A 25,305-nucleotide genomic window follows, 5' to 3' on the forward strand; every position below is an offset into this window, starting at 1 on the left:
ACACATGGCATACACGATGGCGGACCTGCAGCGCATCCAATCGGCGATCGCGAAGGGCGAGCTGGAGGTCCAGTACGCAGATCGGAAGGTGCGTTACCGGTCGATTGCCGAGCTGCGCGACGCGCAGACCGAGATCATTCGGGCGCTCGACGGCGCGACCGGCCGCTCGCGGCTGATTCGCCTGCGCCATGCCGGCAAGGGGGTGCGATGAGCCGCGCGTATCCGGTTCTGGCGCAGCGCGGCTTTGTCGTTCCCACGCGCCTGAAAGCAGCCGCATACGAGTCGGCCGGCACGCGCGGAGCGCGGGCGAAGTCATGGCAGGCGTCGAGCGCGGGGCCGAACGCTTCGGTCGTGCAGAACCTGCCGCTGATGCGCCATCGCGCGCGGGACGCGATCCGTAACGACCCGTGGGGGAAGACAGCGATCGCGCGACTGGTGTCGAACACGATCGGCACCGGTATTCAGGCGCATCCGCGGCATCCGAACGCGGACGTGCGTCGCGAGCAAAAGCAACTTTGGGACGACAGTTCGGAGGAGTTGGACGCCGATGGTGTGCATGACCTGTACGGTTTGCAAACGCTCGCCGCGCGAGCGTTCTTCAGCGACGGCGAGGTGCTGGTCCGTCGGCGCCTGCGGCCGCCGCATGCCGGGCTGGCGGTGCCGATGCAAATCCAGCTGTTCGAAGGCGACATGCTGCCGGTCACGAAGAACGAGCCGATTCCAGGCGGCGAGATCATCAACGGTGTCGAGTTCAACGAAGACGGCGAGCGCGTCGCGTATCACCTGCTGCGCCGGCATCCGGGGGAATACAACCGGTTCGCTGGCGACGCGGTGCAGACGGTGCGCGTGCCAGCCGACGAGATCGCGCACGTGTTCCACGGGCTGCGGCCGGGTCAGGTGCGTGGTGTGCCGGAGTTGTCCACGGTGCTGCTGCGGCTGCATTCGCTGGACAACTTCGACGACGCGGTGCTGTTCCGGCAGGAGGTGAGTAACCTCTTTGCCGGCTTCATCGTGAAGCCGCAGGCGGAAGTCGGTCCGCTCGGCGATCCAGTGTCCGGTGCGCCGATCGAGTTCGACGTCGACGGGTTCTCGCCGGTCGTATCGCTGGAGCCCGGCGCGATGCAGGAGCTGGCGCCCGGAGAAGACGTACGGTTCGCAACGCCACCCGGTGCGGGTGCCGATTACGCGCCGTTCATGCGCCAGCAGCTGATGGCGGCAGCGGCGTCGGTCGGCATGCCGTACGAGGTGCTGACCGGCGACCTGCGTGATGTCAGCGACCGTGTCCTGCGCGTGCTGCTCAATGAGTTCCGGCGCTCGATCGAACAGCTTCAGCAAAACGTGTTCATCCACCAGTTCTGCCGACGGATCTGGCGCTGGTGGGTCGACGCGTGTGCGCTGTCCGGCGCGTTGTCGATGCCGAACTATCACCGAGCCAGACGCGAGTACCTGCGCGTGCGGTGGGTGCCACAGGGCTGGCCGTATATCCACCCGGTGCAGGACGTGTCGGCCAAGCGCGCGGAGATCCGCGCGGGGCTGACGAGCCGCACCGGCGCGATTCTGGCGAAGGGCGAGGATCCCGAGCAGGTCGACGACGAAAACGCGACCGATCAGCAGCGCGCGCAACGGCTCGGATTGCAGTACGACACGCACGCGACGGACGACACCGATCCGCTCGCGCACACGAATGGGGAGTGAGATGAAACGCAATCGCAAGTGGTGGGATATCCGGGCGCAGGCGAACGCGGCCGGCGAGGTCGAGATCCGGATCTACAACGAGATCGGCTTTTGGGGCACCGACGCGCAGACGTTCGTGACGCAGCTTGACGCGGCGGCGGCTAACCCATCGGCGATCGTGGTCGCGATCAACTCGATGGGCGGCGACGTGTTCGACGCGTTCGCGATCTACAACGCGCTGCGGCGGCATGCGGGCAAGGTGAAGGTGCGCGTCGATGGCGTTGCCGCTTCGGCCGCATCACTGATCGCGATGGCTGGCGACGAGATCGTGATGCCGGAGAACGCGATGCTGATGATCCACAACGCGCACACGGTGACGGCGGGCGAGGCGAAAGACCTCCGGCGCATTGCCGACTTGCTCGACAACGCGGGCGACGGGATTCTCGCCGCTTACGCGGCGAAGAGCGGACAGTCGGTCGACGAGATCCGGGCATTGATGGACGCCGAGACGTGGCTGACGGCGGCGCAGGCGAAGGAAAAGGGATTTTGCGACACGATCGAGGCGGCAGTGAAGATGTCGGCGTCGGTCAGTTCGACTGCGCTGCTCGCGCGCTTCTCGGCGGTGCCCGACGTCGTGCGGGCATTGGTCGACGAGGACGAGCCGAGCGACCCGCCGCAGCCCGACACACCACCCAATACGCCACCTGATCCGAAACCCGATCCGGTTCCGGAAGCGAAGCCCGATCCACAGCCGGTGCCGCCGACGCCCGACGTGTCGGCGCTGGCGTCGCACGTGTTCGCGGCCTGCCGTGATGCGCGCCTGTCGCATTGCGCCGAAGCAATCGTGACGGCGACCGGCCTGAAGGATCGGGCAACTGTCGATGCCGCGATCCAGCAGGCCGCGGACATCGCCGGGATCTGCCTTGCGGCGAATGTGCCGGAACTGACCGCGCAGTTCGTCGCTGACGGGCTGACGCCCGATCACGTACGCGCGCGGTTGTTCGAGCGTGTGACGGCGTCGCAGTCGCACATCAATCCGCGCGCACAACCGACAGCGCAAACGGAGCCGACCGCAGTCGCGAATGCGCCGCGCGCGGCGTCCATCTATGCGGCTCGCAAGAGCGGCAAGTAACTTTGACGATACCCGAGGAGGGGAATACTCATGTCGAACGTGAAGGTACAGGGCAGTCAGACTGCGGAATTTCTGGTGTCGGAAGGCAACGGGCAGATCTCGCGCGAACACATCATCGTCAAGGCGGGGCCGGCGCTGCCGGCCGGCCAGGTGCTCGGGGTGACGAGCACCGGCGAGTATGCGCCGTACGACAACACGGCGAATGACGGATCCGAGGTGGCAGCAGCGGTGCTGTACGCGCCGCTGTCGGCGTCGGACGCACCGCGCTCCGCAACGGGCATCGTGCGACTCGCCGAGGTCGCTGCAGCCCGCCTGATGGGTCTGGATGCCGCCGGCCGAACCGATCTCGCCGAGCGTCACGTGATCGTCCGCTGATCGCAGCACCACTGACTCTGAAGGCCACGCACCACGTGGCCTTTTTTTTATCCATTTCCATGTTGGAGGTTGTATGGCGGACATCGCCCTGTTTCAAGATGACGCGTTTTCGCTGTCGTCGCTCACCGCCGCGATCAACGACCAGCCGCACGTGCCTGGTCGAGTCGGTGCGCTCGGCCTGTTCGAAGAGGACGGTATCACCACGACGACGATCCAGATCGAGCGTGACGGTGACACGCTGTCGCTCGTCTCGGCTGGCGAGCGAGGTTCGCCGTCGGCGATCGTGGTTGGCAGCAAGCGCAGCATGATCCCGTTCAACACCGTGCACCTGCCGCAGCGTGCGTTCGTGAAGGCCGACGAGATCCAGAACCTGCGCGCGTTCGGCTCCGAAACGGAGCTGGAGGCATTGCAGACGGTCGTGAATCGCCGGCTTGCGAAGCTGCGCCGCCAGCTCGACGCAACGCACGAGTTCCACCGCATCGGTGCGATCAAGGGGGCTGTGCTGGACGCCGACGGCAAGACGGTGCTGATCGACCTGCTCCAGTACTTCGGCATCGAGCAGACCATGATTCCGTTCGAGCTGGGCAAGGCGGACACCGAGATCCGTGTGAAGTGCGTCGAGGTGCAGGACGCGATCGAAGATGCGCTGGGCGCGACGACGTACTCGGGTGTGCGCGTGCTCTGCGGTCGGGCATTCTGGAACAAGCTGATCGTCGCCAAGACGGTGAAGGAAACGTATCTCGCGACCGCAATGGCAGCGTCTTTGCGCGGCGATGCCCGCGACGCGTTCGACTTCGGCGGTTGCACATTCGAGCGCTATCGCGGTCGTGTCGGCGACATCGGCTATGTGGCGGACGACGAAGCGTATGCGGTGCCCGAAGGCGTGCCGGAGCTGTTCATCACGCGCTTCGCGCCGGCCGACTACGTCGAGGCGGTAAACACGACGGGCCTGCCGTACTACGCGAAGCAGGAACTGGCGCAGTTCGGCAAGGGCGTCGACATCGAGGCGCAATCGAACCCGGTGCACCTGTGCACGCGCCCGAAGGCGATCGTCAAGCTGAAGGCCTGATATGGCGTTCCGGGATCTGATCGCGGACGTCGATGCGGCAGTGCTGCGCGATCTCGGCGACGCGGACATCACGATCGACGGCCGGCCCGTCGACGGGATGTTCACGTCGCCGTGGCTCGGTCCGGATCTCGGAACGCAGCGCACGCAGCTTGTGGCGCCCGTTCTGCATATCACCGACGCCGATGCGGTCGACGTGACCGAGGGCAGCATCGTCGTGACGCCGAGCGGGCGTTACCGCGTGTTTGAGCTGCATCCCGATGGGACAGGCTGGACGATCCTGATTCTGAGGTGACGATGGATCTGCTGAAAGTCGAGATCGACGTGAAGGGGGCGCTCGAAGCGCTCGCGGGCCTGCCGCCTGCTGCGATGCAGGCGGCATGGCGGCGCACGCTGCGCAAGACGGGCGCGTGGATCCGGAGCCAGACGGCGAAGGAGGTCGGCAACGCGACGGGCATCCAGCAGAAGCTGCTGCGGCAGCGGATGTATTTCTTCATGCGGTCGCTCGACACGGGCAAGGTGTGGCTCGGCTTGAATCCGATCGAGGCGCACCGACTCGGCTCGGTCCGTCGCACGAAGAAGGGCATGCGGGCCGGTAAATCGTTGTTCGAGAGCGCGTGGCGCAAGACGAATCGACAGCCGGACGGGCCGATCTACCGACGCATCGGGAAAGAGCGGACGCCGTTCGAGGTCGTGAAGGTCGAGTGGTCGCAGACCGGCGATCCGGCGTTTCGCCGGGCCGCGCAGGCATGTGAGGCCCGGCTGATGACGGTGCTGCGGCAGGAGGTCAACTATGAACTGCAGAAGGCGATAAACCGTGCTCGATAACCTGAAACAACTGCATGACGGCGTCGAATCCGGCCTGCGCACGAAGCTGCCGGATCTCGAGCGCATTTATGCGTATCCGAAGATCGGCAAGTCGATCGAGACGCCGTTTATTGCGATCGAGTTGTCCGAACTGGAGCCGGGGCACGACGACGGCACCGGGCGCGTGCCGCTCGTTGGCCGAATGCAGGCGCGTGTGATCGTCGATCCGATCGTCCCCGGTGCCGAGCTGCTGGTTCGAGAGCTGTCCGCGCGCGTGCTACAGGCGGTGCACGGTGCGACGTGGGAACTGTCTGTCACGCCCGGCCGGCAAGTCGGCTCGGCGGGCGAGGATCCGTTCCGCCCGGATCTCGATACGTATCTTGTCTGGCTCGTCGAATGGGAGCACGAATTCGACCTGGGCGACGCGTACGAGCCGCCGACGAAGGGGCGCGCGGTGTTGTGGGGCGTTGATCCCAACACCGGGCCTGCGCACAAGGACGAATACTGGAATCCGGCGAATCTGGCGTGGGGGAACGTGTGAGCGACTTCGAGCTGGGCGAGATGGATCGCCGAATGGCGTGTCTGACGCAGTCCGCGGTCGTTGAGGCGGTCACGTACGATCCGCCGCGCGTGAAGGTGCGCATCGGCGATTGGGTGAGCGACTGGCTCAAATGGCAGGCCGGCGCGGCCGGCAAGGTGCGGCAGTGGCGTCCACCGTCGATCGATGAGGAGGTCGCGCTATGGGCACCGTCCGGTGATCTCGCGGGTGCATTTGTCGCGCCCGGTTACTACACGGACCAGCACGGCGGCTCGGGACGCTCCAGTCCGGACGAGACTGCGACCGACTTCCCGGACGGCGCGTTCGAGCAGTACAACCATGCGAGCCATGAATACGTGTTGTCGGTACCGGCCGGTGGTCGGATCGTGTTTCGCATTGGCGCGACGGAGTTCGAGCTGAAGGCGGACGGCGCAATGCTGCGCACGACAAAGCTGCTCGCCGATGTGCCGGACTCGACGTTTACCGGCAATACGACGACCGAGCAATTGCTGACGTTCAACGGCGGCATGCAGGGCCGGCCCGGCGAGGGCAGTGGTGTTGCGATGAAGGTAAAGGGCGGTGCCGAATTTACCGATGACGTTGTCGCGGCCGGTAAGTCCGTGAGCAAACACAGGCACCGCGAGCAGGGCGACGGTGAGTTGGTTGGTGCGCCGCTATAGGTGCCAGTCCTGTCATTTTCAACAGTTAATCGAAAACCTCGTCGTTGTGTATGTTGTCTCTGGGGCTGGCGATTCACCAGAGTTTGGTTCTCAATGAGAGGTTTTTTTGAATGAGCGAATCTGAAAAGAAACAATCCGACAAGAAACATGTGTTGGAGTGGCCATGGGCGATCATGTTGTCGGTCGTCGGTGTCGTGATGTTGGGAACGGCATACTCCCTTGGGGATGCTTACTATGCCTCCTACCTTCGCGTTTTCTCGATCGATTCCGCGGCGTTTCCGATTGACCGGTCGCGGCATCTCGTACTCGCCATGTGGGGGGCACTCAATGCGTCGCTAGGGTTCCAAAGCTGGTTGAGCCAATACTGGGCAAAGCTTCTCCAATTCACAGGCGTAATGGCTGCTCTTCTCGCCGTGCTATTTGTAGCCGGAAAGGGACTTAAATTGCTTGCGGCGGCGCCTAGCCAATCGTCCGGAAAGGCCCGCAGATTCCTGGAGAAATATCCAACGGTAAAGCAATACTTGGGTACGCTGTTCTTCTCCGTACTGATCGCGGGCACGCTAGGATGGTTTTGTATTTTCGTCCCTGTATTTATCTCGATTCCTTCAGGGATCGGCGACGCGGCGGGGCAGATCGCCGCGACTTACGACAAGAAGGACTACGACCAAGGTTGCGAGAAATCGAAGGCAAAATGCTATTCGATTCTTCGAGACGGTAAGGAGTCGGGGCACGGATACGTGATTGCGCAGTCGGAAAAGCGCATCGCCTTGTACAACCAAGGGGAAGTGGTTCAACTTCCTGTCGAGAATGTCGAGATGCGCACGATAGCCCAACCTTCGTCTGTCAAGGTGAAAAAGCCCGCGTCGTAAGTGTGTCGAGTTTTCGAAAAAGTAACTTTGCCCCGCCCTGTGCGGGGCTTTTCATTTGTGGAGGCGTTTATGGCGAAAGACGCACGGCAAGGTAGCGGCACGGTACCCGTGACGTTCATCGACACCGAGTTTCGCAGTCGAGTCGTTGTGTTTCCCGATGGTTCGCACATTGCCGTGCTGGCAGGCAAGGCGACTGTGACGGAGCCGCAGCACATCAAATACCTGGACTCTCGCGCGGACTTCAAGCGCGTTGAAGCACAGGTGCAGTGATGGTCGCGCTGGTCGGAATGTGTCGCCGCACGGGCCGATTGATCGGAGGCGTCGAGCATCTTGTGCAGAGCATCGCGGACATTCTCGGCACGCGCAAGGGAACGCGTCGAGAGCGACCCGACTACGGCTCGGACCTCCCGGCGATGGTTGACTTGCCTGTCACGCGCGGTTGGATCTCGGCGGCACAGGCTGAATCTGCGCGCGCAATCGCCCGCTGGGAACCGCGCCTCGCACTGGATCGCGTGAACGTGCTGTCTGTCGTAGACGGCAAAGTAACTTTTCGAATCGCCGGGCAGTACAACGGCGATGACGTCGTATTCGAGGTGACGACATGACAGTCATCGATTTGTCGGCGCTTGATCCGCCTGATCTCGTCGAAACGCTGGACTTCGAGGAGGTGTACCAGCGCAAGCTGGAGCACTTCAAGAGCATCTATCCGGATTGGACGGCAGCGCTCGAATCCGATCCGGTCGTCAAGCTGCTGGAGCTGGCCGCGTACGAAGAAATCCGGTTTCGGGCGCGTGTCAACGACGCGGGCCGTGCCGTGCTGCTGGCTTATGCGACGGGGGCGGATCTCGAACACCTCGCGGTGCTCTGGAATTTGCAGCGCGAGACGGTCGAACCCGGCGATCCGGAGGCGCATCCGCCTGTTCCGGCCATCGCCGAGCGCGACGACCGTTTGCGTTTGCGCACACAGATGGGGATTGAGCGATCGTCGACGGCCGGCCCGTTTGGCGCGTATCGGTCGCTCGCGATGGACGCGTCGCCGGACGTTGCTGACGTACGCGTCGATCGCCCCGAGGGTGGTGTGGTGCGCGTGGTCGTGAAGTCGTATTCGAACGGTGGCGTGGCGACCGCGGCACTGCTCGACACGGTGCGCCGCGCACTTTCGCCGGAAGACCGTCGGCCGCTGAACGACACGCTGCTGGTCGTCGCGGCCCGGCCTGTCAATTACGCGATCGTCGCCGACGTGTACGTCGGGCGAGGGCCGGATCCGGGTGTCGTGATCGCCGCGCGTCGGCAGGATCTGGATGTTGCGGTCGCGGCGGGCGAAGCGCTGCGTGTCGGGATGCCGCGCTCGGCGGTGACGGGAGCGCTGCATCCCAAATCTTCGGGTGTCGTGCGCGTCGATCTGAAGGCACCTGCCGCCGACGTCGTATGCGCGATCGACCAGTTCGCGCGGTGCACGTCGATCGTACTCAATCCAAAGGTGGCCGATGACGACTGAAGCACTGCTGCCGTCGAACCAGACGAGCCTTGAGGCGGCACTCGCGCAGGTGATGCGCCCGAGTGTCGATCCTGATGTGATCCGCACGCTCTGGGATGCAGACCGCTGCCCGGCCACATTCCTGCCATGGCTCGCATGGTCGCTCGCGGTCGACGGGTGGGAGCTGGCGGAGTCCGAAGACGCACGCCGAGCGCTGATCAAATCGTCGCTGGCGATCTACCAAAAGAAGGGTACGCCGTGGGCGATCCGCGAGATCGTGCGGCGGCTCGGTTTCGGCGAGATCGATATTCAGGAAGGGCGGCAGGTCAAGCGTCGGGACGGCTCGGTTAAGCGCAACGGTCGATATCTGTATGGCGGTTCATCCGCTTGGGCCGAGTACATCGTGACGCTGAAGCAGCCAGTGACGCGAGATCAAGGCGAAAACCTGAAGCGCGCGATAGAGCGCTACGCGCCAGCGCGCAGCTTGCTGGCGTGGCTCGATTTTTCTGAGGTGGCGATCCGGCACAACGGCGTCGCGACGCGCAACGGTAAATATACGCGAGGGGTAATCGGAACATGGCCGATTTGAAGGAAGAGAGTAAGTGGGAGCCGGGGATTCGTCAGTTCGAGACGTCAGATCCCGTGCAGGGTGGCCCGGACGGTGTCGACAATATCGCGCTGAAGCAACTTGGTAACCGCACGCGCTATCTCAAGGACCGCGCAGACGGGGCCGACAAAGTCGTAGCTGGAAAGCTCGACAAGTCCGGGGGCAAGATGACGGGGGCGCTGCTTGGCAAGGCCGGTGAGATTGCACCGAACAACCCGAAGAACGTTGGATATGCGTTCGATGGCGATCCGGACTCGGGAATGTTTTCTCCGGCCGACGGGCATGTCCAGGTCGGCGCTCAAGGTGTGCCGTACGTTGTCATGCTCGACAATAACCTGACGCTTGGTGCCCGGGGATGGCTTTCTCTGATCGCAGGCGGGGCTGAGCGTGGTCGGATCACTCCGCAAGGGCGGTGGCTTGTCGGCGGCGCTGCCGACAACGGAAAAGATGCGTTGCGGGTGCAGGGGATAATCGGCACGACGGGTGGTGTCCGTAGTGCTGGCTACGATTCGAATAATGGGGCGCAGTTTCGGGCGGTTGGCACTGAATACGGCGTCATGCTGCGCAACGATAACAAGAGCGCATGGCTGCTTTCAACGAACAAAGGCGATCCGGAAGGCGCTTACAACGACTTCCGACCGTTTTCATGGGCGCTCGATACGGGTGCCGTCCGTATCGATGGAACCGGCTGCGGCGCTGTTTTCGGTGGTTACGCGCGGTTCGCCGGTAATGTCGAATGTGCGGGCGTTGGCTACTTCGGCGGCGGTGCCGGTAACGCCAAGACGATGGGTTCGGGCGTCACGCTCGGAGCCAATACGGGAGGCGACGTTGTCCTGCGGGCTGCTGGAGCCGGCAAGGATATGAAGATGTGGGACATCCAGTCGAACAACGAAAGCATGAGCATTCGTGCACTCGACGACGACTGGACGATCGGTACTCCGGCAATTCGCATCATGCGCGCCGATCAGAGTACGTCGATTCGCACGGTCGAGCTCGCGCCCAACAGCGGACGTGTGTTGTCGGGAGGCGCATGGGACGACGGGCGATCGTCGTTTCAAAACAAGGGGGCGCTTAAGAGCACCAACTCGGTTGGGGCGCTTGTTGCGTCTAACGGCGGTGGTGCGGGTCAGACGTCGATCCAGTTGGTTCGCGAGGGTGCACCCGTCGACCAGAAGACCTGGGAGGTGCTGGCCGGAGCGGCCGGGGAGCTTTCGATCCGCACTGTCAACGATGGCTACGTCGGTTCGCAAAGTGCGATCAACATCGGTCGCGCGGCCGGCTACACGCTCGGCATGATGCGCCTGATGGCGCAGGGCGGTCGTGTCGGTATCGGGAACGTCAACGATGACGCATCGAACCTGCTGCAAGTCGGCGGTGGCGTTTCCGTCACTTCGCGAGTGGCTTTGACGTCGAAGCAGGCGAACATCGAAATGGGGAGTACGACCGAGGCCGGAACGCCATATATCGATTTCCATAGCTCCGGTGCACCGCGTGACTACGACGCAAGAATCATCGCCAAGGGTGGCGATGCGACAGCCGACGGCACGGGGAACCTTCAGTATCTCGCCGGACGGCACTCGTTTCTGATCGGCTCAACAGAGAAGGTAACGATCAATTCGGCCGGACGGGTCTTGATTGGCAGCGTAGCGGACAACGGATCTGCGCTGCTTCAGGTCGGTGGAACGGTGACGGCAACTGCGCCACCGGCGGGCGACAACTCGGACAAGCTGATCACGTCGGCATGGTTTGCGGCGGCCGTCGCGAATGTGCAGATCGGGCAGATCGTGTGGGAAGCCCGGACTGCGCCGCGCGTCGGATTTCTGAAGCTTAACGGCACCGTGTTGAAGCGGGCGGACTATCCGCTGCTATGGGCGTATGCGCAGGCAAGCGGTGCAATCGTGTCGGATGCCGACTGGGGCAAGGGGCGTCACGGCTGCTTTTCGAGCGGCGATGGCAATACGACGTTCCGGCTGCCCGATTTGCGCGGCGAGTTCGTGCGCTGTTGGGACGATGCACGCGGCGTTGATGCGCAGCGCCAGATCGGTAGCTGGCAGGACAGTCAGAACCGCTCGCACGCGCACGGAGCGTCTGCTTCCGCTGTCGGCGACCACTCTCACAGCGCATGGACGGACGCTCAAGGTGTTCACGCGCACGGGGTTCACGATCCGGGGCACGCGCACAACACGCGCATTGGTCGTGTCGGGGTCGTCGGAACGAGCTACGGTCAGGGTAGCGGCCCATATAACTGGGATCGGGGTGATGACGTTGGGTCGTCTGTTTCTGGCACGGGGATCTGGATCGCAGCGGACGGTAATCACGGGCACAACGTCGGAATCGGTGCGGCCGGAGCGCACTCGCATACGATCAGCGTCGCAGCTGACGGCGGTAACGAAACCCGTCCGCGCAATGTTGCACTGCTCGCCATGATTCGGGCTTATTAATTCGAGGTCAAACATGCTTTGCAATCAATACGACAACCAAACCGGGCGCTACGTCGCGAGCTTTCTCGCGGAACGCGACCCGATGGACGCGAGTCGCTATCTCGTGCCGGCCTTCTGCACGCTCACGCCTCTGCCGGAAGTGCCGACGCGTTCCTGGCCGTTCTGGCAGGACGGCAAATGGAAGGTGCAGCCGGACTATCGCGGCGTCCGCTTGTATCGAACTGACACGGGCGAGCCGGGCGAGATCACGGTCGCAGGTGTTAGCCCCGGCGACGCGGGATTGACGGATGTGCCTCGTCCGTCCGACGAATACGTCTGGAAAGATGGCGCGTGGGTGCTGGATGAGGCCGTCGTTGCTGAACGCGTGCGTGCGGCCGCGATGGCGGACTTCTACGCGCGCATGGAAAAAGCGCGTCAGCAGAATCTCGGGAAGTCAGACGCGCGTGTGACGGGATTGCTGTCGGATATCGATTCGGCGACGTTCGACGCGTGGGCCGCGTATCAGGTCGCGCTCGTCGGCGTGGTCGACTTGCCGACGTTCCCGAACGACGTTGTATGGCCGGCCGAGCCGGACCCCGCAGCGTTGCTTGCCAAGGTCGAGGCGCAGCGGGCGGAGAAGGCTGCACGTGAGGCCGAGGAAGCCGCTCGGCGCGAGGCGGAGGCGGCTCACCTCAATGAGGCGGTCGAGACGGCCCTGGATGCGGAATCCGCAGTGCCCGCTGACGGTGAGGGCGCGGGCGATAACGAGCCGCCGGTCGAGGTCGACGCAAAGTAACTCTCCCGGCGCATTCGTGCGCTGTCTCATTTCATAAGCCGCTCAATCGAGCGGCTTTTTTCATTTCTGGAGATCCGCATGGCAGCGACTTCGTTTTTTCACGGCATCACGACGACCATCGTCGACAGCGGCCCGCGCACGATTGCGGTGCCGTCGTCGTCGATCGTCGGTCTGACCGACACCTACACGCCGGGCGCGGGTCTGGCGCAGCCGAATGTGCCGGTGCAACTGACGAGCTACGGCGACGCGGTCCGGGCATTTGGCGAAAAGAGCGCGATTGCCCGCTCGGCGCGTGCGATCTACGCACAGAGCAGCGCGGTCGTCGTTGCGGTCGGCGTCGCATCCGTCGCCGACGCGGCGCAGCTCACGTCCGCGATTGTGGGTGGCGTCACCGCAGGCGGTGCCCGCACCGGCATGCAAGCGCTGCTCGACGCAAAGTCGCTTTTCAACACGCAGCCGCGTCTGCTGATCGCGCCCGGCCACACGTCGAAGCAACCGGTCGCGACGGCGGCCGATTCGCTTGCCGGCAAGCTGCGCGCGGTCGCCGTGATCGATGGCCCGAATAGCGACGATGCAGCGGCGATTGCGTACGCGAAGAATTTCGGCAGCAAGCGCCTGTACATGGTCGACCCCGGTGCGAAGGCATGGGACACGGCGGCAAAGGCGGCGATTGCGCTGCCGGCGTCGACGTACGCAGCGGGGCTGTTCTGCCAGACCGACGCGAAGATCGGTTTCTGGGCGTCGCCGTCGAACAAGGAGATCGTCGAGATCACGGGCACGGGCCGGCCGATCGAATACCTCGATGGCGACGAGACGTGTCGCGCGAACCTGCTCAACAACGCGAACGTCACGACGATCATTCGTGACGGCGGCTTTCGCTTGTGGGGCAACCGGACGCTGTCGGCCGATCCGAAGTGGAAGTTCGTCACGCGCGTGCGCACGCTCGACATCGTCATGGACGCCGTGCAGGCCGGCCACAAGTGGGCGGTCGACCGTGGCATCACGGCGACGTACGTCAGTGACGTGACCGAGGGTCTGCAGGCGTTCATGCGTGACCTGAAACGTCAGGGCGCAGTGATCAATTTCGAGGTCTACCCGGACCCGCAGCTGAACACGGCGAGCCAGCTCGAAGACGGCAAGGTGTACTGGAATATTCGTTTCACGGATGTCCCGCCGGCCGAGAACCCGATTTTCCGCTTCGAGGTCACGAACCAGTGGCTGACCGAAGTGCTCGATAACCAGATCTAAGGGGGAGCGATGATTCCGGAAACTCTGTACAACTGCAACACGTTCGTCGATGGCCGTAGCTATGCCGGGCGTGCGACGAGCATGACGCCGCCGAAGCTGAAACTCAAGACGGACGACTACCGCGCGGCTGGCATGGATGCGGCGGTCAAGGTCGATCAAGGCATGGAAGCACTCGAAGCGTCGTTCGCAATGGCGACGATGGAGTACGACGTGCTGAAGTTCTTCGGGCTGGTGGATCAGGGCGCGTTCAACGGCGTATTTCGCGCGGTGTTCAAGGATCGCAGCGGTAATTCGAAGAGTGTCGTTGTATATCTGCGCGGCATGCTCTACGAAGTCGATCCGGGAGAGTGGAAGCCGGGCGACAAGGTCGACGCGAAATTCAACGTATCGTGCGACTACTACAAGCTGGAGATCGACGGTGCGATCGTGCACGAGATCGACATTTTCGCGTGCAAGCGCGTGATCAATGGCGTGGATCAGCTCGCCGACATTCGCAAGAAGCTCGGCATGTCGTAGACGTCATTCGACGGACATGTAGCAAAGTTACTTTCTTCAATCAATGGCGAGCCGACGGCTCGCCATTTTTCATTTCAGGAACCGCAATGGACAAGGTCACGGTCAAGCTTGAGTATCCGATCAAGCTCAACGGTGTCGAGTGCGACACCTTCACGATGCGCCGGCCGAAGGTGCGCGACATGCGTGGCGCGCAGAAGCTCGCGCCGAACGATGCCGAAGAGCAGGAGCTGATTCTGTTCGCGACCCTCGCCGAGACCGCGCCGAGCGATCTCGATGCGATGGATATGGCCGATTACGAGCGCGTGCAGGACGCCTACTACTCCTTTCGATCCGTACGCAAAGTTGGACCGAAAGACGCTCAAGGCGTTGGCGCTTCGGCTGGTGCGTGAGTACGGCATGTCGCCGACGTCGATCGACGAGATGACGGTCGACGACATGCTCTGGTGGCTGACGGATTGAGGGAGCCGGGATGGCGAAAGACCTAGCACTTGGCATCGTGATCGGCGGGGCGGTGTCGGCGACGTTCGGCAAGGCGATCACCGACACGTCGTCGAAGATCGACGCGATGAAGAAGCGGGCGAACGATTCGCGGCTCTGGCAGCGCCAGATCGGCGAGACGATGCGCCTGCAGGATGAGTTCCGCCGGCTGCACTTGGCGGGCGACAGTGCGGCGGACGGCATCCGCCGCAAGCTCGATAGCAATCTCAAGTCGCTGCGGGATGCCGGCATCGAGGTCGACCGGCTCGATCGCGCGTATGCGCGGCTTGGCCGGACGACGCGGGGGCTGGATCTGAGGATAGCGGGTCATGAGCGGCTGGCAGCCGGTCAGGAGGCCGGGCGCGGCGTGATCGGTGACGCAGTGAAGCTGACAGCGGCGGTCGCGGTGCCTGCGACGATTGCGGCGAACTATCAGGCGATCATTCGCGACATCGCGATCAAGGCCGGCATTGCGCGCACGCAGGAAGAGGCCGCGATGGGCTCGCGTATCCGGCGTGATGCTGCTGCGAACGGCATCGGTCGCAACGAGCTGGCCGATGCCGTCAACCAGATGGTTGCGGGCGGGATGGATCTGAATCGGGCGCTGAACTTTGCGCCGCTGGTCGCGAAGTTCTCGATCGGCCAAGGGGCGACGACGGTCGAGACCGCGAAGATGATCCAAGCGCTGCAGCAGAACGCCGAGATCGTCGACCCGCAGCAGATGTCGAAGGCGCTCGAAGCAATCGCGTATCTCGGCAAAGAAGGGTCGTTCGAGTCTGTCGACATGGCGCGGTGGTTTCCCGTGCTGCTCGCCGAGATGAAGAAGATCGGCATCACAGGGCAGGACTCGGTGACGCAGCTCGGTGCGATGCTCCAGGTGCAGATGAAGACGGCGGGCAGCTCCGACGAGGCTGCGAACAACCTCAAAAACTGGTTCTCAAAGATCGGTTCCGGCGAGACAGAGCGCAACTACGCGAAGGCCGGCGTCGACTATCAGACGAAGATGCGCGAGGCGATCGGCAAGGGCTGGTCGACGCTGGAAGCGTCATTCGTGCTCGCACGCGCGTACATCGAGCGCGTCGACCCGGCCAAAGCGAAGCAGCTCGCGACGGCAGCGAAGCAGTTCAATTCGGAGATGGACCCGGCCAAGCGTCAGGCGCAGATGAACGCGTTCGCCGAAACGATGAAGACCGGCGACCTGTTCAACGACATGCAGGTCAAGGCGGCGCTGACCGCGTACATGCAAAACGCCGAGTTGTACTCGAACCTGAAGCGCAACGCGCAGCAGGCGAGCGGTGAGATTCAGAAGGATCTGGAGGCGCGTCGCGAGACGTCCAAGCAGATCTGGAGCGAGGTGGGGCAGCGCTGGAACGACGCGATGCGCAGCATCGGTGACGCGCTTCGTCCGATCACGGATCGAATTGGCGAGGGCGCGAAGGGACTCGGGAGCGGTATCCAGTCCGTTGCGGACGCGGCACCGAAGGCGACAGCAGCCGTCGTTGGTATCGCGGGCGCGGCGCTCGCGTTTCGTGGTGCAAAGGCACTTTGGACGATCGGGCGTGGCGCGTTTGACATCGCGCGTGGCTCCGTCATCGCGCGAGGCGGTCGCGCTGCTGCGGGACGTGCTGGCAGTGCCGGCGGTGTCGTGGGCCGGGCGCTCGATGCGCTCGGCGGGGCTGCGGGTGCAGCCGGTGGGGTGCAGCGGGTGTTCGTCGTCAACTTGCCCGGTGGTGGTATGGGCGGTGGCGGGCTGAGCGATCTCGTCGGTGGTGGTCGGGCTGGTCGCGCTGCACGTGGTGCGGCTCGGGCCGGGCGGATCGGGCGCATCTTCAATGCCGGTCGGGCACTGTTCGGCCGCGTGGCACCGTATGCCGGCAAGCTCGCCATTGCCGGCACGGTCCTGAAGCTCGGTCTTGCCGCGCGGGAAGCGTATGCCGTGGCATCGAGCACCGACACCAGCACGCAGAAGGCGAACCGCTTCGCGGGCATCGCTGGCAGTCTTGCCGGTGGCGTGGCGGGGGCGAAGATCGGCGCGATGGTTGGTGCGCTCGGCGGACCGATCGGGTCGGCGGTGCTTGGTGTCATCGGTGGCGCTGTCGGTACGTTTGCTGGCGACAAGCTGTTCAGTGCTGTCTCGCGCAGGGTGTTGGGGCGCAAGACGGAGGAGACGCCGCCGAACGTCGCGGCGCTCGCGAAAGCGAAGGCGCTGGCGTCCGACGGGACGGGTGTCGGCGCTCGACCGGGGCCGCGTATCGAGCAGCAGAACACCTTCGCGCCGGTCTTCCACGTGAAGATCGAAGGGACCGATGCTGACATGGCGAACAAGTTCCTCGCGCAGGTCAGTCCGATGTTGACGCGAATGATGGATGAGCATCAACGCAAGGCGAACGCGCGAACGGCAATGTTCGACGCGCCGCATATGTAAGGGGGTGACGATGGATGTGATCCAGCAGATCACTGGGGCCGCGACGCAGGCGGGCATCGCGACCGAGCGCGTCCGGCAGATGGTCCGCGTGTTCGACCGGAATCGCGCGGCCAGCATGTCGACGGTCGACGTGCTGCAGCGACTCGCGAGCGGCAATCTCAGCAGCGCAGCCGGGCTGCTGACCGGCGCGTCGGGTGCGCTGTCGGTGGCCGGCGATCTGTTTCCGCAGGTCGGCACGGTGCTGCGCAGCTTCAACGCGACGCAGGCGTCGATCGGCTCGATTCTGAAGGTCGCCGACGGATCGAATTTCCCACTTGTGCGGGCTGCTGCCGACAGCGTGAAGTCGGCGCTTGGCGGGGCGTGGAATCAGTTCAACGCGGCGGTCGGTATCAAGGACTCGGTGGTGCTCGATGTGATCCAGTCGACGGGCGTCGGCTCGATGCTGTCCGGGCTGGTCGGCGGGGCGACGTCGAGCACGCCTCACCTGATGTCGATGACGAGCGAAGCGGGTGATGCGTTCCACTTCAACTTGTCGACGGCCGCGTACGACAAGCTCCGGCGGGCGACGCGTTATCGCGTTGCGCCGCAGGAGCGCCTGAACCGGCAGGAAGCGCTGCAGCCGGTCAGCGAAGGCGGCGAGACGATCACGCTGTCGGGCGTGGTGTTTCCGGCGCTCGGGGCCGGCACGAAGCAGATCCACCGCCTGCGCGAGATCGGCGGACGCATGAAGCCCGTGCAGCTCACGACAGGCGACGGCGACGTGCTCGGCCGGTGGCTGCTGCAGTCGATTGAGGAGGAGCAGGACGCGCTACTCATGGACGGCTTGCCGCGCAAGCAAACATTCTCGGTGGAGTTCGGCCGCTATGGCGAAGACTTTAAGAACGTCTGACGGCGACGTGCTCGATACGCTCTGCTTTCGGTACTACGGGACGTTGCAGGGCGCGGTCGAGGCCGTGTACGACGCCAATCCGGGGCTTGCGGCTCGGCCGCAGCCGTTCCCGGCCGGCGTCGAGATCCTGCTGCCGGATCTCGATGCGCCGCGTGCTGAATCGGTCCAGCTCTGGACATAGCGAGGTGCGATGGAAGCGATATTTCAGGTTGTCGCGAACGGCTCGGACGTGACCAAGGTGATACAGGATCGCGTGCTGGAGATCCGGGCGATCGACAAACCCGGTCTAGACGCAGATGAGTGCACGATCACGCTCGACGATCGCGACGGCCGCATCGAGTTTCCGCCGAAGGGCGCAACGTTGAAGGTGTCGATCGGATGGGACGAGCAGGGACTGTCGATGCTCGGCGAGTATGCCGTCGACGAGGTCGGCGTGCGCGGGCCGCCGGCCAGCGTCGTGATCCGGGGGAAGCCCGCGAACATGCGTGCGACGTCGAAAACGCAGCGATACGGGAGCTGGTCGAATGCGAAGCTGGCCGACATCGTCGGCGATGTCGCGCGTCGTAACAAATGGTCGGCCGCGTGCGACGTCGACGTCGTCGTGCCGCGTATCGACCAGTTCGGCGAGAGCGACCTGCATTTCATCACGCGCGTGGCTCGCCAGTATGGCGCGACGGCAACGGTCAAGGCAGGGAAGCTGATCGTGTTGCCGCGTGGCGGTGGTAAGAGCGCGAGCGGCAAGCCGCTGGCGATCGTCACGCTCACGCCGGGCGATCTGCTCGATTACGACATCAATTTCCCCGATCGCGCGAGCTTCGCGGCCGTGCGCACGAAGGTACACGATCGCAAGACAGGGAAGAAGATCGACCTGACGATACCGAATCCGGATGCTCCGCCAGGCGCGTCCGCGGTGCATACCGAACGACACGCGTTTGCGAGTTCGGAGGCCGCGAAAGCAGGGGCGACTTCGCGACTGGCGACGCTCAATCGGCACACGTCGACGAGCCGGCTCACGATGCGCGGCCGCGCAGATCTGTCGGCTGAAAAGACGATCGCGCTCAAGGGCTTCAAGACCGGCGTGGATGGCGAGTTCCTGATCGAGTCGGTCGAGCACACGTTCGCGTCACGCGGGTGGATCACGGTGGTCACATTGAACGGAGGGAACAAGGGGAAAGCGAAGATCGGGCACGGGAAGAAGAAGGGCAAGAAGATCGATCTAGTGGTGCCAGCGCCGAAGTAGCGCAAGTTACGCGTCGCGCACTGTATTTGCAGGCCGCTCACGGGAAACCGGAGCGGCCTTTCTTTTTATCGGGACAAGGGGAACCGATGCAAGAGCATGAAAAGACGATTCTGGAGCTGATCGTTATGGGCGGATTGATCGGGATCGCGAAGGTGTTGGTGGGTAGCGAGCATTTGACGTTTCGGCTAGTCGCTGGCCGCGCCGTGCTGGGGTCGGCGACGTCGATGGTCGCGGGCATCGCGCTGTTGCAGATCCCGGACCTCCCGCCGATTGCGCTGCTCGGAATCGGGAGCGCGTTCGGCATCGTCGGATCGCAGTACCTGGAGGTCCTGCTGCGCAGGAAGGCAAAGCAACTTTTTGGGGGAAGCAAGAATGGGTAAGTACGACGGGTTGAAGCTGAAGGCCGAACTGACGCGCGATGAGGACCGGCGGTATCGGATTTATACCGACACGGTCGGCAAGGTGTCGGGCGGGATCGGCCGCAATCTGACGGACAAGGGGTTCCGCGATAACGAGATCGATCTGATGTACCAGAACGACATCGCCGAGACCGAGGCATGGCTCGATCGCAATCTGTCATGGTGGTCGTCGCTCGATCCGGTGCGTCAGCGCGTGATGATGAATATGGCGTTCAACATGCAGAGCAAGTTGCTCGGGTTCCGCAAGTTTCTCGCGGCGACGCAGCGGGGCGACTGGAACGCGGCGGCAGCCGAGATGCTCGACAGCCTGTGGGCGCGACAGGTCGGCGATCGCGCGAAGCGCCTCGCATTGATGATGCGGAGCGGCGCATGACGTGGTTCGATCCTCGACTTTGGCTCGCGCTCATCGCGGCTGTTTTCGTCGGCGCTGCTGCCGGCTATTCGAAGGGGCACCGTGATGCGGATCAGTCGGCGAAGGTTGCTGATCAGGCAACCCAGATCGACGGCCTGCGGGGTGAACGTGATGAATTCCGCCGCCGATTGGTGGCACAACAGGAGATCGCAACCGATGCTGCGAAAGAACGTGATCAGGCACGCACCGATGCTGCTGTTGCCGACGGTGTTGCTAACGGCCTGCGCAAGCAAGTCGCCGCACTCGTCGCCGACGTCCGGCATTCCAGCTCTACGGCCGGAAGCCCGGCAGCCGGCGACGCCCTCGATCTGCTTGCCGACTTGTTCGGCAGGGTTGACGAGCGCGCGGGAGAGTTGGCGAAGATCGCTGACGAGCGAGGCATCGCCGGCCAGCACTGCGAGCGTAGCTACGACGCGTTGATCGCCGACGCACCAACGAATCTGTCGCAGTAACGCGGCATTCGAGGCCGTGCGGTCTCGAAAGAAACAGGGCGACCGGGGGATGTGCAGCAACACGTCTCCCGGTCGCCTTTCCACTGTCTACGCCAGTGAATCGGCCAAGGCCCTGCTTACCTACGTAGGCGGGCCGGATTCTACACCAAGTTTAAAAACGGCTTTCACAATGGCAAATCCCATCATTCCTTGGATCGGCGGCAAGCGTCGTCTGGCAGACCACATCATTCCGCGTTTTCCGGCACACGACTGCTATGTCGAGGTGTTCGCGGGTGGAGCGGCGCTGTACTTCCTGCGCCCTCCGGCCAAGGTCGAAGTCATCAACGACGTGAACGGCGAACTGGTTAACCTGTATCGCGTCGTGCAGCATCACCTGGAGGAGTTCGTGCGCCAGTTCAAATGGGCGTTGACGAGCCGGCAGGTGTTCGAGTGGTTGAAGCAGACCATCCCGGAAACCCTCACTGATATCCAGCGAGCAGCCCGGTTCTACTACCTGCAGAAAAGTTGCTTTGGGGCGAAGCTGGAAGGGCAGACATTCGGGACGGCGACGACAACGCCGCCGGGCCTGAACCTGCTGCGCATCGAGGAGGAATTGTCAGCTGCACATCTGCGGCTCGCGAACACGTTCGTCGAGCGGCTCGATTGGGCCGCGTGCATTGAGCGATACGACCGCGCACACACGCTGTTCTATCTGGATCCGCCGTACTACGAGACGGAGGGCTATGGCGTGGCATTCCCGTTTGGCGAGTACGAGAAGATGGCGCAGCGTCTTCGATCGCTGAAGGGACGTGCGATCGTCAGTCTCAACGACCATCCAGATATTCGGCGTGCTTTCGACGGGTTTCACATCGAGACCGTGCCGATTCAATACACGGTTGGTGGCGGGAAGGGGGTTCAGCGAAACGAGCTGATCATCTTTAGTTGGGATGATGCGGCGCAGCCTGTCGGACTGTTCTAAAGACAGATGATCGGTGGGGCGGTAGCCCCACCTCCCTCAAATACTCGCGTAGGCCGGCAGAAGATCCTGATCAACGAGGCGGATCTCGATGCGATTTGCGACCTCGACGTGTTCGGGATTGTCGAGAGAGAACGTGCCATCGATCACGCTGACGATGATCGTGCCAGTCTGCTTTCCGGAAGCCGGGACCGGAATAAGGGCGCGTGCCTCCGGTACCTGTTGTTGCGTGATGATCTTCGGTAGGTACAGCATCCAGCCGATGCCGGGTTTGTCGTCGAAGACCTGCTTGTCGACGTAACCTTGAGGCTCGACCGTCACGTATGCCGGCGCGGTGTGTTGGACAATAGCTTCGACGATTGCAGCGGCTTGGTCGGCCGAAAACAATCGTTCGTCATTGAAGTCTGCTTCGATTTTCTTGGGGCGCTCTTTGGTTGCGACGAGATACGTCAACGTCGCACCAGTGCGTTGGTCATCGCCGCCATCCCACAACGAGATAATTTGCGGCCGATGCTCCGCGCCTTCGAACTCGGTTCGCAACACCGCCAGTGCAGCCGTTGTAGGCTTCCAGTTCTCGAACGCAGGATACAGACGGGCTTCCTCTTTCGAATCGCCCGTCAGGAACCATTGGGAGAGCTGGGGCGCGTGAGCGTGTATTGCCTGCGCGACTGATCCGAGCTGCTCAAAGACGACGTGCAGGTCGGACGCATCATGCTGCGGATCTCTGAAGCGGGAGGTGATTTTCATATTCAGCCAGTGACAACGTAGGGAATCCCGTTTTCTGCGAGGGTCGTGCGGAAGTAGGACATCGTTAGCGGAGTCTGAAAATAGTACTGGAGTTTGGTCGGAGGGTTGGCATGGACCTTCATTGCGCGCTCTTCGATTTCTACGGTGATTTTAGAAAACCCCTTGAACCACGTGACTGGCTTCTTCGTCTCGCTGTTAAAGAACTGGTCATAGTTCCCCTTCGCTTCCTGTAGGAGGCATGCCGATTGTTGGAATCCATCGAAGTCGGTGCCATTCCATGCCCACTCCTCGCTCCATCCTTCCTCGACGCTATACGGCCGTCCGGTGATGCGCCCTTGATACTCGCGCGGCCCACGATTCATGTTGTAACGGCGTCGGACCGGCGCACCGCCTAATTCGGGCGGGCATTGCTTGCACTTTTCACCGGTGCGAGGAATCGCCCGGACGTCCGGTTTTGCTTTGCTTTCGTCCTTCGGCGTGTCGCTAGACAGACTCGCTGTTCCCGCCACTGCCGCCCCGCCTAACAAGGCTACGCCAGCGCGCGCCAATAGCGGCCCAAGCTCCACCGCCGCCGCTTCTATCACCGGTACTACCAATCCCGCCATCTCGAGATCCCCCGTTGTCTTGTAGATGTTCGATGCGCCATTTGATGACGCGAAGGTAATCGTGAAAACGTTCGTCGGCCGAGCGGCCGGGCCGAGTAAGCCACGCGCGCGTCGCGGGCCTCTCGTAAAATTTCGGCGCGTACGCCTCGATCCGAAGAAATGCGGCGACATTCTCGTCGGACTGGATGCCGAGCCGCCGAGCTGCGACGTATGCGTTCCAGAGGCGCGTCGACAGAGTGTCGTCGTCGGCCAGCTTCGGGTCGGCTTTGACGAGATCGAGCCGCGTGCGTTCGACATATCCGCGTGCATCGATCTCGGCAAGGCCGGCGATCTGTTCGCCTGTCAGTTCAAGCATGCGGGTGCACTCCCTTTAATTTCCCGTTCACCTCCACGAGCCAATTGAATGTCGGGACGAAGAACTGCATGCGTTGCGTGAGTTCCATCAGCGATGCCACGTCGGCCATGATGCGGGCATCGTAGAACCGCAGGAGGGCCGTATGTCCATCCGGCAAGTGCACGTCGAGCCGGCCGCGCAACTCGTCGGCGAGCGATTCAATCGGATAACCGCTGATCAGCCAAGTTACGCCGGCCGGGCCGCTGGCCATAACGGATAGCGAGCGTCGGACATTGCCGCCCGCGCGCTCGTAGTCGAGCAGCCACGGACCCGCATCGGCCAGCGACGCGTCCGATGTGCCGTCGAACAGCGCCACGGCTCCTTGCGATCGCTCAGGGGGCGATCCACCGGCCGCGTCCTCGAACAGAAGACCGTCGACGAGGGCGTACAGGTGCACCTGCATGGCTAACTGCTGTTGACGCGTAGCGAAGAAGGATTCGATCGAGATGTCCGCCATGAGCCTACCCGCGCGCGATCATGGTCGCGGCGTTCTCGGCCGCCGATTTCAGGCATTCGAGGCACAGCGTCGGCGATGGTGCGAGCGCTGCTGCGGCGGCTACGCCGCCTGTCGTCGCCTCGCCGGCCCCGACGTCGTCGAGCGTCGCGGACGACTGGGACGCAATCAGCGTTGCGCCGCACGCGGTTTTCATGCCTTCGATGGCCGTTTCCCGGCCTGCGATTTGGTGCGGGTAGCGTCGTCCAGTGGCGGGCAGGATTGGGAAGACTCCCTTGCACTGCGGGCAAAGTACCTTGTGGCCGACGCCTGCGATGGGCTTTCCGTCAATTGTCGCGTTCGCGCTGCCCTCCAGCACGCGGCCGCCGTGCGTCGTCGTGTCGCCGACGCAAATCATGGCTCGGGCCATATGTTCTCTCGTGAGTGTGGTTTTCGTATGAATTTACCACTTCCGGAAGAACGGCCGATTGCCGCCGGCCGTGTTCGGCCGTCAAATTGTGTCAATCGGCTTAGAGCATCGTCGCCCGTTGCTTCTCTGCCCTGAGCAGGTGCCGAAGACGCTGCAACTGGCCTTGACCTCCGGCCAGATCTCCCTTGTTGTCGATGTTCTTGTCGACATAGTCAAACCATTCCTGAACGCGTTCGATCGACTTTCTCAGCGCCACGACTCCAGCTCTCGTTCGGCCAGCTCGATGGGCGTGCGTTTCCAATCCTCTTGGCTGAGGAATCGATACTCCCAAAAGCGCGCCCACTGAGGTTTGATCACGACAGTGAATACTGTATAAAAACACAGTGTACGGCGGGGTAAGATGGTTCGGTCAACACCGAAAATTGGGGACGTCGATGTGCACGAATTACGTTGCGCCGGGCGACGATCCGGGCCTGAGCGAGCTGAAGATTGACAGCTTCCGTGACCTGTACCGGTGGATGCCGTGGAAGCCTGAGATCTATCAAGACTACGACGCGCCGATCGTCGGCTACGTCGATGGGCAGTTCAAGCCGCTGATCGCGGGCTTCGGCTTCTGGCCGCGCGCGCAGCAGAAGGCAAACATCGAGAAGGCGAAGGAGCAGGGGCGCAAGCCCCCTCACATGCGCAGCACGATGAACGTGCGCGACGACAACCTTGGCAAATCGCCGCTGTACGGGCCCACTTGGCGCAGCGGCAAACGTTGTTTGATTCCGGCGCGAGATGTGGTCGAGCCGTCATATCCCGAGGCCCGGCAAGAAGCGAATGGCGACTGGGTGCTCGGGACGTGTGTGTGGCAGCGGATCGGCGTGGTCGACCGGCCGACGATGTGTGTCGCCGGCATCTGGCGCACGCTTACGAACCCGGACGGCGTCGAGCGCCACGTGATGTCGATGATCACCGTCAACGCCGACGGCCACCCGCTGATGTCGCGAATGCACAAGCCATCTGACGAGAAGCGATCCGTCGTAATCCTACGGCCTGACGATTGGGAAGAGTGGCTGACTACGACGAACACGGAGGCAGCCCGAGCGATGCTGCAGCTCTATCCCGCGGAGGAGATGGTGGCCGGGCCAAAGTAGCTTTGGCGACGTGGCACTGTCGCGTGCGTTAGCTGCTGATCTCGGCATCATTGACGTGTGTAGTGACCAATGGAGCGCACAAA

At 63.1% G+C, this 25,305-nt stretch carries 34 protein-coding genes; 28 read left to right on the forward strand and 6 right to left on the reverse strand.

Annotation, left to right across the window (positions count from 1 at the left end; translation table 11 throughout):
• Window positions 1-4: 4 nt before the first annotated feature.
• From DIE12_RS05225 to DIE12_RS05355, 27 genes are all read left to right on the forward strand, one after another.
• Entirely contained in the window at window positions 5-211 is a 207-nt protein-coding gene (locus DIE12_RS05225; RefSeq protein WP_011657129.1) for a phage head-tail joining protein, read from the forward strand.
• Window positions 208-1,695 carry a phage portal protein gene (locus tag DIE12_RS05230; protein ID WP_124520121.1) on the forward strand — a complete coding sequence of 496 codons (1,488 nt, stop codon included), beginning with the start codon at window positions 208-210 and terminating at the stop codon, window positions 1,693-1,695. Before DIE12_RS05225 ends, DIE12_RS05230 begins: the two co-directional genes overlap by 4 nt.
• A 1-nt stretch (window position 1,696) precedes the next feature.
• The gene (locus DIE12_RS05235; protein WP_124520123.1) at window positions 1,697-2,806 is read left to right on the forward strand and encodes a head maturation protease, ClpP-related; all 1,110 of its coding nucleotides are present in this window, start codon (window positions 1,697-1,699) and stop codon (window positions 2,804-2,806) included.
• A gap of 30 nt (window positions 2,807-2,836) precedes the next feature.
• Window positions 2,837-3,181: a head decoration protein gene (locus DIE12_RS05240; protein WP_124520125.1), complete on the forward strand. Its 345-nt coding sequence runs from the start codon at window positions 2,837-2,839 to the stop codon at window positions 3,179-3,181.
• 73 nt (window positions 3,182-3,254) lie between these two features.
• A complete protein-coding gene (locus DIE12_RS05245; protein ID WP_124520127.1) occupies window positions 3,255-4,250 on the forward strand; it encodes a major capsid protein in 996 nt (331 codons plus the stop codon).
• 1 nt (window position 4,251) lies between these two features.
• The gene (locus DIE12_RS05250) at window positions 4,252-4,542 is read left to right on the forward strand and encodes a hypothetical protein (RefSeq protein WP_059546359.1); all 291 of its coding nucleotides are present in this window, start codon (window positions 4,252-4,254) and stop codon (window positions 4,540-4,542) included.
• A 2-nt stretch (window positions 4,543-4,544) separates the two neighbouring features.
• On the forward strand, window positions 4,545-5,075 hold the full coding sequence (locus tag DIE12_RS05255) for a phage tail protein (RefSeq protein ID WP_124520129.1): 531 nt from the start codon (window positions 4,545-4,547) through the stop codon (window positions 5,073-5,075).
• On the forward strand, window positions 5,065-5,595 hold the full coding sequence (locus DIE12_RS05260) for a hypothetical protein (protein ID WP_124520131.1): 531 nt from the start codon (window positions 5,065-5,067) through the stop codon (window positions 5,593-5,595). The genes DIE12_RS05255 and DIE12_RS05260 overlap by 11 nt, the downstream gene beginning before the upstream one ends.
• Window positions 5,592-6,272: a phage baseplate assembly protein V gene (locus DIE12_RS05265; RefSeq protein WP_124520133.1), complete on the forward strand. Its 681-nt coding sequence runs from the start codon at window positions 5,592-5,594 to the stop codon at window positions 6,270-6,272. Before DIE12_RS05260 ends, DIE12_RS05265 begins: the two co-directional genes overlap by 4 nt.
• Window positions 6,273-6,382: 110 nt before the next feature.
• Window positions 6,383-7,141 carry a hypothetical protein gene (locus tag DIE12_RS05270; protein WP_124520135.1) on the forward strand — a complete coding sequence of 253 codons (759 nt, stop codon included), beginning with the start codon at window positions 6,383-6,385 and terminating at the stop codon, window positions 7,139-7,141.
• A 69-nt stretch (window positions 7,142-7,210) separates the two neighbouring features.
• Complete coding sequence (locus DIE12_RS05275; RefSeq protein ID WP_124520137.1) at window positions 7,211-7,411, forward strand: hypothetical protein; 201 nt, start codon at window positions 7,211-7,213, stop codon at window positions 7,409-7,411.
• Window positions 7,411-7,746 (forward strand): GPW/gp25 family protein, encoded by a 336-nt coding sequence (locus tag DIE12_RS05280; RefSeq protein ID WP_124520139.1) that lies wholly within the window; start codon window positions 7,411-7,413, stop codon window positions 7,744-7,746. The genes DIE12_RS05275 and DIE12_RS05280 overlap by 1 nt, the downstream gene beginning before the upstream one ends.
• The gene (locus tag DIE12_RS05285; RefSeq protein WP_124520141.1) at window positions 7,743-8,639 is read left to right on the forward strand and encodes a baseplate J/gp47 family protein; all 897 of its coding nucleotides are present in this window, start codon (window positions 7,743-7,745) and stop codon (window positions 8,637-8,639) included. Before DIE12_RS05280 ends, DIE12_RS05285 begins: the two co-directional genes overlap by 4 nt.
• Window positions 8,629-9,207, forward strand: coding sequence for a phage tail protein I (locus DIE12_RS05290; protein WP_124520143.1), 579 nt, complete (start codon window positions 8,629-8,631; stop codon window positions 9,205-9,207). The genes DIE12_RS05285 and DIE12_RS05290 overlap by 11 nt, the downstream gene beginning before the upstream one ends.
• Window positions 9,195-11,666: a phage tail protein gene (locus DIE12_RS05295; protein ID WP_124520145.1), complete on the forward strand. Its 2,472-nt coding sequence runs from the start codon at window positions 9,195-9,197 to the stop codon at window positions 11,664-11,666. The genes DIE12_RS05290 and DIE12_RS05295 overlap by 13 nt, the downstream gene beginning before the upstream one ends.
• 13 nt (window positions 11,667-11,679) lie before the next feature.
• Entirely contained in the window at window positions 11,680-12,441 is a 762-nt protein-coding gene (locus tag DIE12_RS05300; RefSeq protein WP_124520147.1) for a tail fiber assembly protein, read from the forward strand.
• 78 nt (window positions 12,442-12,519) lie between these two features.
• On the forward strand, window positions 12,520-13,689 hold the full coding sequence (locus DIE12_RS05305; protein ID WP_124520149.1) for a phage tail sheath family protein: 1,170 nt from the start codon (window positions 12,520-12,522) through the stop codon (window positions 13,687-13,689).
• A gap of 9 nt (window positions 13,690-13,698) precedes the next feature.
• The gene (locus DIE12_RS05310) at window positions 13,699-14,205 is read left to right on the forward strand and encodes a phage major tail tube protein (protein ID WP_124520150.1); all 507 of its coding nucleotides are present in this window, start codon (window positions 13,699-13,701) and stop codon (window positions 14,203-14,205) included.
• 86 nt (window positions 14,206-14,291) lie between these two features.
• Window positions 14,292-14,594, forward strand: a complete 303-nt coding sequence (locus DIE12_RS05315) for a phage tail assembly protein (protein WP_124520152.1) — start codon at window positions 14,292-14,294, stop codon at window positions 14,592-14,594.
• An 80-nt stretch (window positions 14,595-14,674) separates the two neighbouring features.
• Window positions 14,675-17,107: a phage tail tape measure protein gene (locus DIE12_RS05320; protein ID WP_124520154.1), complete on the forward strand. Its 2,433-nt coding sequence runs from the start codon at window positions 14,675-14,677 to the stop codon at window positions 17,105-17,107.
• Between the two features lie 10 nt (window positions 17,108-17,117).
• Window positions 17,118-17,996, forward strand: coding sequence for a phage tail protein (locus tag DIE12_RS05325; protein WP_124520156.1), 879 nt, complete (start codon window positions 17,118-17,120; stop codon window positions 17,994-17,996).
• Window positions 17,971-18,177 carry a tail protein X gene (locus DIE12_RS05330; protein ID WP_124520158.1) on the forward strand — a complete coding sequence of 69 codons (207 nt, stop codon included), beginning with the start codon at window positions 17,971-17,973 and terminating at the stop codon, window positions 18,175-18,177. Before DIE12_RS05325 ends, DIE12_RS05330 begins: the two co-directional genes overlap by 26 nt.
• Window positions 18,178-18,186: 9 nt before the next feature.
• Window positions 18,187-19,236, forward strand: coding sequence for a phage late control D family protein (locus DIE12_RS05335; RefSeq protein WP_124520160.1), 1,050 nt, complete (start codon window positions 18,187-18,189; stop codon window positions 19,234-19,236).
• A gap of 86 nt (window positions 19,237-19,322) precedes the next feature.
• Window positions 19,323-19,616, forward strand: coding sequence for a phage holin family protein (locus DIE12_RS05340; protein WP_059545029.1), 294 nt, complete (start codon window positions 19,323-19,325; stop codon window positions 19,614-19,616).
• Window positions 19,609-20,028, forward strand: a complete 420-nt coding sequence (locus DIE12_RS05345) for a glycoside hydrolase family protein (protein WP_124520161.1) — start codon at window positions 19,609-19,611, stop codon at window positions 20,026-20,028. The genes DIE12_RS05340 and DIE12_RS05345 overlap by 8 nt, the downstream gene beginning before the upstream one ends.
• Window positions 20,025-20,519: a DUF2514 family protein gene (locus DIE12_RS05350; RefSeq protein WP_124520163.1), complete on the forward strand. Its 495-nt coding sequence runs from the start codon at window positions 20,025-20,027 to the stop codon at window positions 20,517-20,519. Before DIE12_RS05345 ends, DIE12_RS05350 begins: the two co-directional genes overlap by 4 nt.
• Before the next feature lie 169 nt (window positions 20,520-20,688).
• Window positions 20,689-21,477 carry a DNA adenine methylase gene (locus DIE12_RS05355; protein WP_124520165.1) on the forward strand — a complete coding sequence of 263 codons (789 nt, stop codon included), beginning with the start codon at window positions 20,689-20,691 and terminating at the stop codon, window positions 21,475-21,477.
• Between the two features lie 36 nt (window positions 21,478-21,513).
• On the opposite strand, the gene DIE12_RS05360 is transcribed toward DIE12_RS05355, so the two are convergent.
• The 6 genes from DIE12_RS05360 to DIE12_RS38530 form a co-directional block, all read right to left on the reverse strand.
• Window positions 21,514-22,221, reverse strand: coding sequence for an immunity 52 family protein (locus DIE12_RS05360; protein ID WP_124520167.1), 708 nt, complete (start codon window positions 22,219-22,221; stop codon window positions 21,514-21,516).
• A 2-nt stretch (window positions 22,222-22,223) separates the two neighbouring features.
• Window positions 22,224-22,817 carry a restriction endonuclease fold toxin 5 domain-containing protein gene (locus DIE12_RS05365; protein WP_260429002.1) on the reverse strand — a complete coding sequence of 198 codons (594 nt, stop codon included), beginning with the start codon at window positions 22,815-22,817 and terminating at the stop codon, window positions 22,224-22,226.
• Window positions 22,705-23,181 (reverse strand): hypothetical protein, encoded by a 477-nt coding sequence (locus DIE12_RS38525; RefSeq protein WP_260428999.1) that lies wholly within the window; start codon window positions 23,179-23,181, stop codon window positions 22,705-22,707. Before DIE12_RS38525 ends, DIE12_RS05365 begins: the two co-directional genes overlap by 113 nt.
• Window positions 23,174-23,677 (reverse strand): DUF4123 domain-containing protein, encoded by a 504-nt coding sequence (locus DIE12_RS05375; RefSeq protein WP_124520171.1) that lies wholly within the window; start codon window positions 23,675-23,677, stop codon window positions 23,174-23,176. Before DIE12_RS05375 ends, DIE12_RS38525 begins: the two co-directional genes overlap by 8 nt.
• Before the next feature lie 4 nt (window positions 23,678-23,681).
• Window positions 23,682-24,083 carry a PAAR domain-containing protein gene (locus tag DIE12_RS05380; RefSeq protein ID WP_124520173.1) on the reverse strand — a complete coding sequence of 134 codons (402 nt, stop codon included), beginning with the start codon at window positions 24,081-24,083 and terminating at the stop codon, window positions 23,682-23,684.
• Window positions 24,084-24,183: 100 nt separating this feature from the next.
• Complete coding sequence (locus tag DIE12_RS38530) at window positions 24,184-24,339, reverse strand: hypothetical protein (RefSeq protein ID WP_260429000.1); 156 nt, start codon at window positions 24,337-24,339, stop codon at window positions 24,184-24,186.
• 178 nt (window positions 24,340-24,517) lie between these two features.
• Between DIE12_RS38530 and DIE12_RS05390 the strand changes: the two genes are divergently transcribed.
• Window positions 24,518-25,222, forward strand: a complete 705-nt coding sequence (locus tag DIE12_RS05390; RefSeq protein ID WP_124520175.1) for an SOS response-associated peptidase family protein — start codon at window positions 24,518-24,520, stop codon at window positions 25,220-25,222.
• Window positions 25,223-25,305: the final 83 nt, after the last annotated feature.

The organism is Burkholderia sp. Bp9015 (genome assembly GCF_003853505.1).
Lineage (GTDB): Bacteria > Pseudomonadota > Gammaproteobacteria > Burkholderiales > Burkholderiaceae > Burkholderia.

Excerpts from the sequence above, each read along its gene's own strand:
- DIE12_RS05325 (WP_124520156.1), top strand. The coding sequence starts at position 17,118 with ATGGATGTGATCCAGCAGATCACTGGGGCCGCGACGCAGGCGGGCATC.
- DIE12_RS05310 (WP_124520150.1), top strand. The coding sequence starts at position 13,699 with ATGATTCCGGAAACTCTGTACAACTGCAACACGTTCGTCGATGGCCGT.
- DIE12_RS38525 (WP_260428999.1), bottom strand. The coding sequence starts at position 23,181 with ATGCTTGAACTGACAGGCGAACAGATCGCCGGCCTTGCCGAGATCGAT.
- DIE12_RS05335 (WP_124520160.1), top strand. The coding sequence starts at position 18,187 with ATGGAAGCGATATTTCAGGTTGTCGCGAACGGCTCGGACGTGACCAAG.
- DIE12_RS05295 (WP_124520145.1), top strand. The coding sequence starts at position 9,195 with ATGGCCGATTTGAAGGAAGAGAGTAAGTGGGAGCCGGGGATTCGTCAG.
- DIE12_RS05375 (WP_124520171.1), bottom strand. The coding sequence starts at position 23,677 with ATGGCGGACATCTCGATCGAATCCTTCTTCGCTACGCGTCAACAGCAG.
- DIE12_RS05275 (WP_124520137.1), top strand. The coding sequence starts at position 7,211 with ATGGCGAAAGACGCACGGCAAGGTAGCGGCACGGTACCCGTGACGTTC.
- DIE12_RS05315 (WP_124520152.1), top strand. The coding sequence starts at position 14,292 with ATGGACAAGGTCACGGTCAAGCTTGAGTATCCGATCAAGCTCAACGGT.
- DIE12_RS05355 (WP_124520165.1), top strand. The coding sequence starts at position 20,689 with ATGGCAAATCCCATCATTCCTTGGATCGGCGGCAAGCGTCGTCTGGCA.
- DIE12_RS05330 (WP_124520158.1), top strand. The coding sequence starts at position 17,971 with ATGGCGAAGACTTTAAGAACGTCTGACGGCGACGTGCTCGATACGCTC.
- DIE12_RS05350 (WP_124520163.1), top strand. The coding sequence starts at position 20,025 with ATGACGTGGTTCGATCCTCGACTTTGGCTCGCGCTCATCGCGGCTGTT.
- DIE12_RS05390 (WP_124520175.1), top strand. The coding sequence starts at position 24,518 with ATGTGCACGAATTACGTTGCGCCGGGCGACGATCCGGGCCTGAGCGAG.
- DIE12_RS05250 (WP_059546359.1), top strand. The coding sequence starts at position 4,252 with ATGGCGTTCCGGGATCTGATCGCGGACGTCGATGCGGCAGTGCTGCGC.
- DIE12_RS05300 (WP_124520147.1), top strand. The coding sequence starts at position 11,680 with ATGCTTTGCAATCAATACGACAACCAAACCGGGCGCTACGTCGCGAGC.
- DIE12_RS05290 (WP_124520143.1), top strand. The coding sequence starts at position 8,629 with ATGACGACTGAAGCACTGCTGCCGTCGAACCAGACGAGCCTTGAGGCG.
- DIE12_RS05240 (WP_124520125.1), top strand. The coding sequence starts at position 2,837 with ATGTCGAACGTGAAGGTACAGGGCAGTCAGACTGCGGAATTTCTGGTG.
- DIE12_RS05230 (WP_124520121.1), top strand. The coding sequence starts at position 208 with ATGAGCCGCGCGTATCCGGTTCTGGCGCAGCGCGGCTTTGTCGTTCCC.
- DIE12_RS05380 (WP_124520173.1), bottom strand. The coding sequence starts at position 24,083 with ATGGCCCGAGCCATGATTTGCGTCGGCGACACGACGACGCACGGCGGC.
- DIE12_RS05345 (WP_124520161.1), top strand. The coding sequence starts at position 19,609 with ATGGGTAAGTACGACGGGTTGAAGCTGAAGGCCGAACTGACGCGCGAT.
- DIE12_RS05305 (WP_124520149.1), top strand. The coding sequence starts at position 12,520 with ATGGCAGCGACTTCGTTTTTTCACGGCATCACGACGACCATCGTCGAC.
- DIE12_RS05360 (WP_124520167.1), bottom strand. The coding sequence starts at position 22,221 with ATGAAAATCACCTCCCGCTTCAGAGATCCGCAGCATGATGCGTCCGAC.
- DIE12_RS05340 (WP_059545029.1), top strand. The coding sequence starts at position 19,323 with ATGCAAGAGCATGAAAAGACGATTCTGGAGCTGATCGTTATGGGCGGA.
- DIE12_RS05235 (WP_124520123.1), top strand. The coding sequence starts at position 1,697 with ATGAAACGCAATCGCAAGTGGTGGGATATCCGGGCGCAGGCGAACGCG.
- DIE12_RS05320 (WP_124520154.1), top strand. The coding sequence starts at position 14,675 with ATGGCGAAAGACCTAGCACTTGGCATCGTGATCGGCGGGGCGGTGTCG.
- DIE12_RS05285 (WP_124520141.1), top strand. The coding sequence starts at position 7,743 with ATGACAGTCATCGATTTGTCGGCGCTTGATCCGCCTGATCTCGTCGAA.
- DIE12_RS05225 (WP_011657129.1), top strand. The coding sequence starts at position 5 with ATGGCATACACGATGGCGGACCTGCAGCGCATCCAATCGGCGATCGCG.
- DIE12_RS05245 (WP_124520127.1), top strand. The coding sequence starts at position 3,255 with ATGGCGGACATCGCCCTGTTTCAAGATGACGCGTTTTCGCTGTCGTCG.
- DIE12_RS05255 (WP_124520129.1), top strand. The coding sequence starts at position 4,545 with ATGGATCTGCTGAAAGTCGAGATCGACGTGAAGGGGGCGCTCGAAGCG.
- DIE12_RS05270 (WP_124520135.1), top strand. The coding sequence starts at position 6,383 with ATGAGCGAATCTGAAAAGAAACAATCCGACAAGAAACATGTGTTGGAG.
- DIE12_RS05280 (WP_124520139.1), top strand. The coding sequence starts at position 7,411 with ATGGTCGCGCTGGTCGGAATGTGTCGCCGCACGGGCCGATTGATCGGA.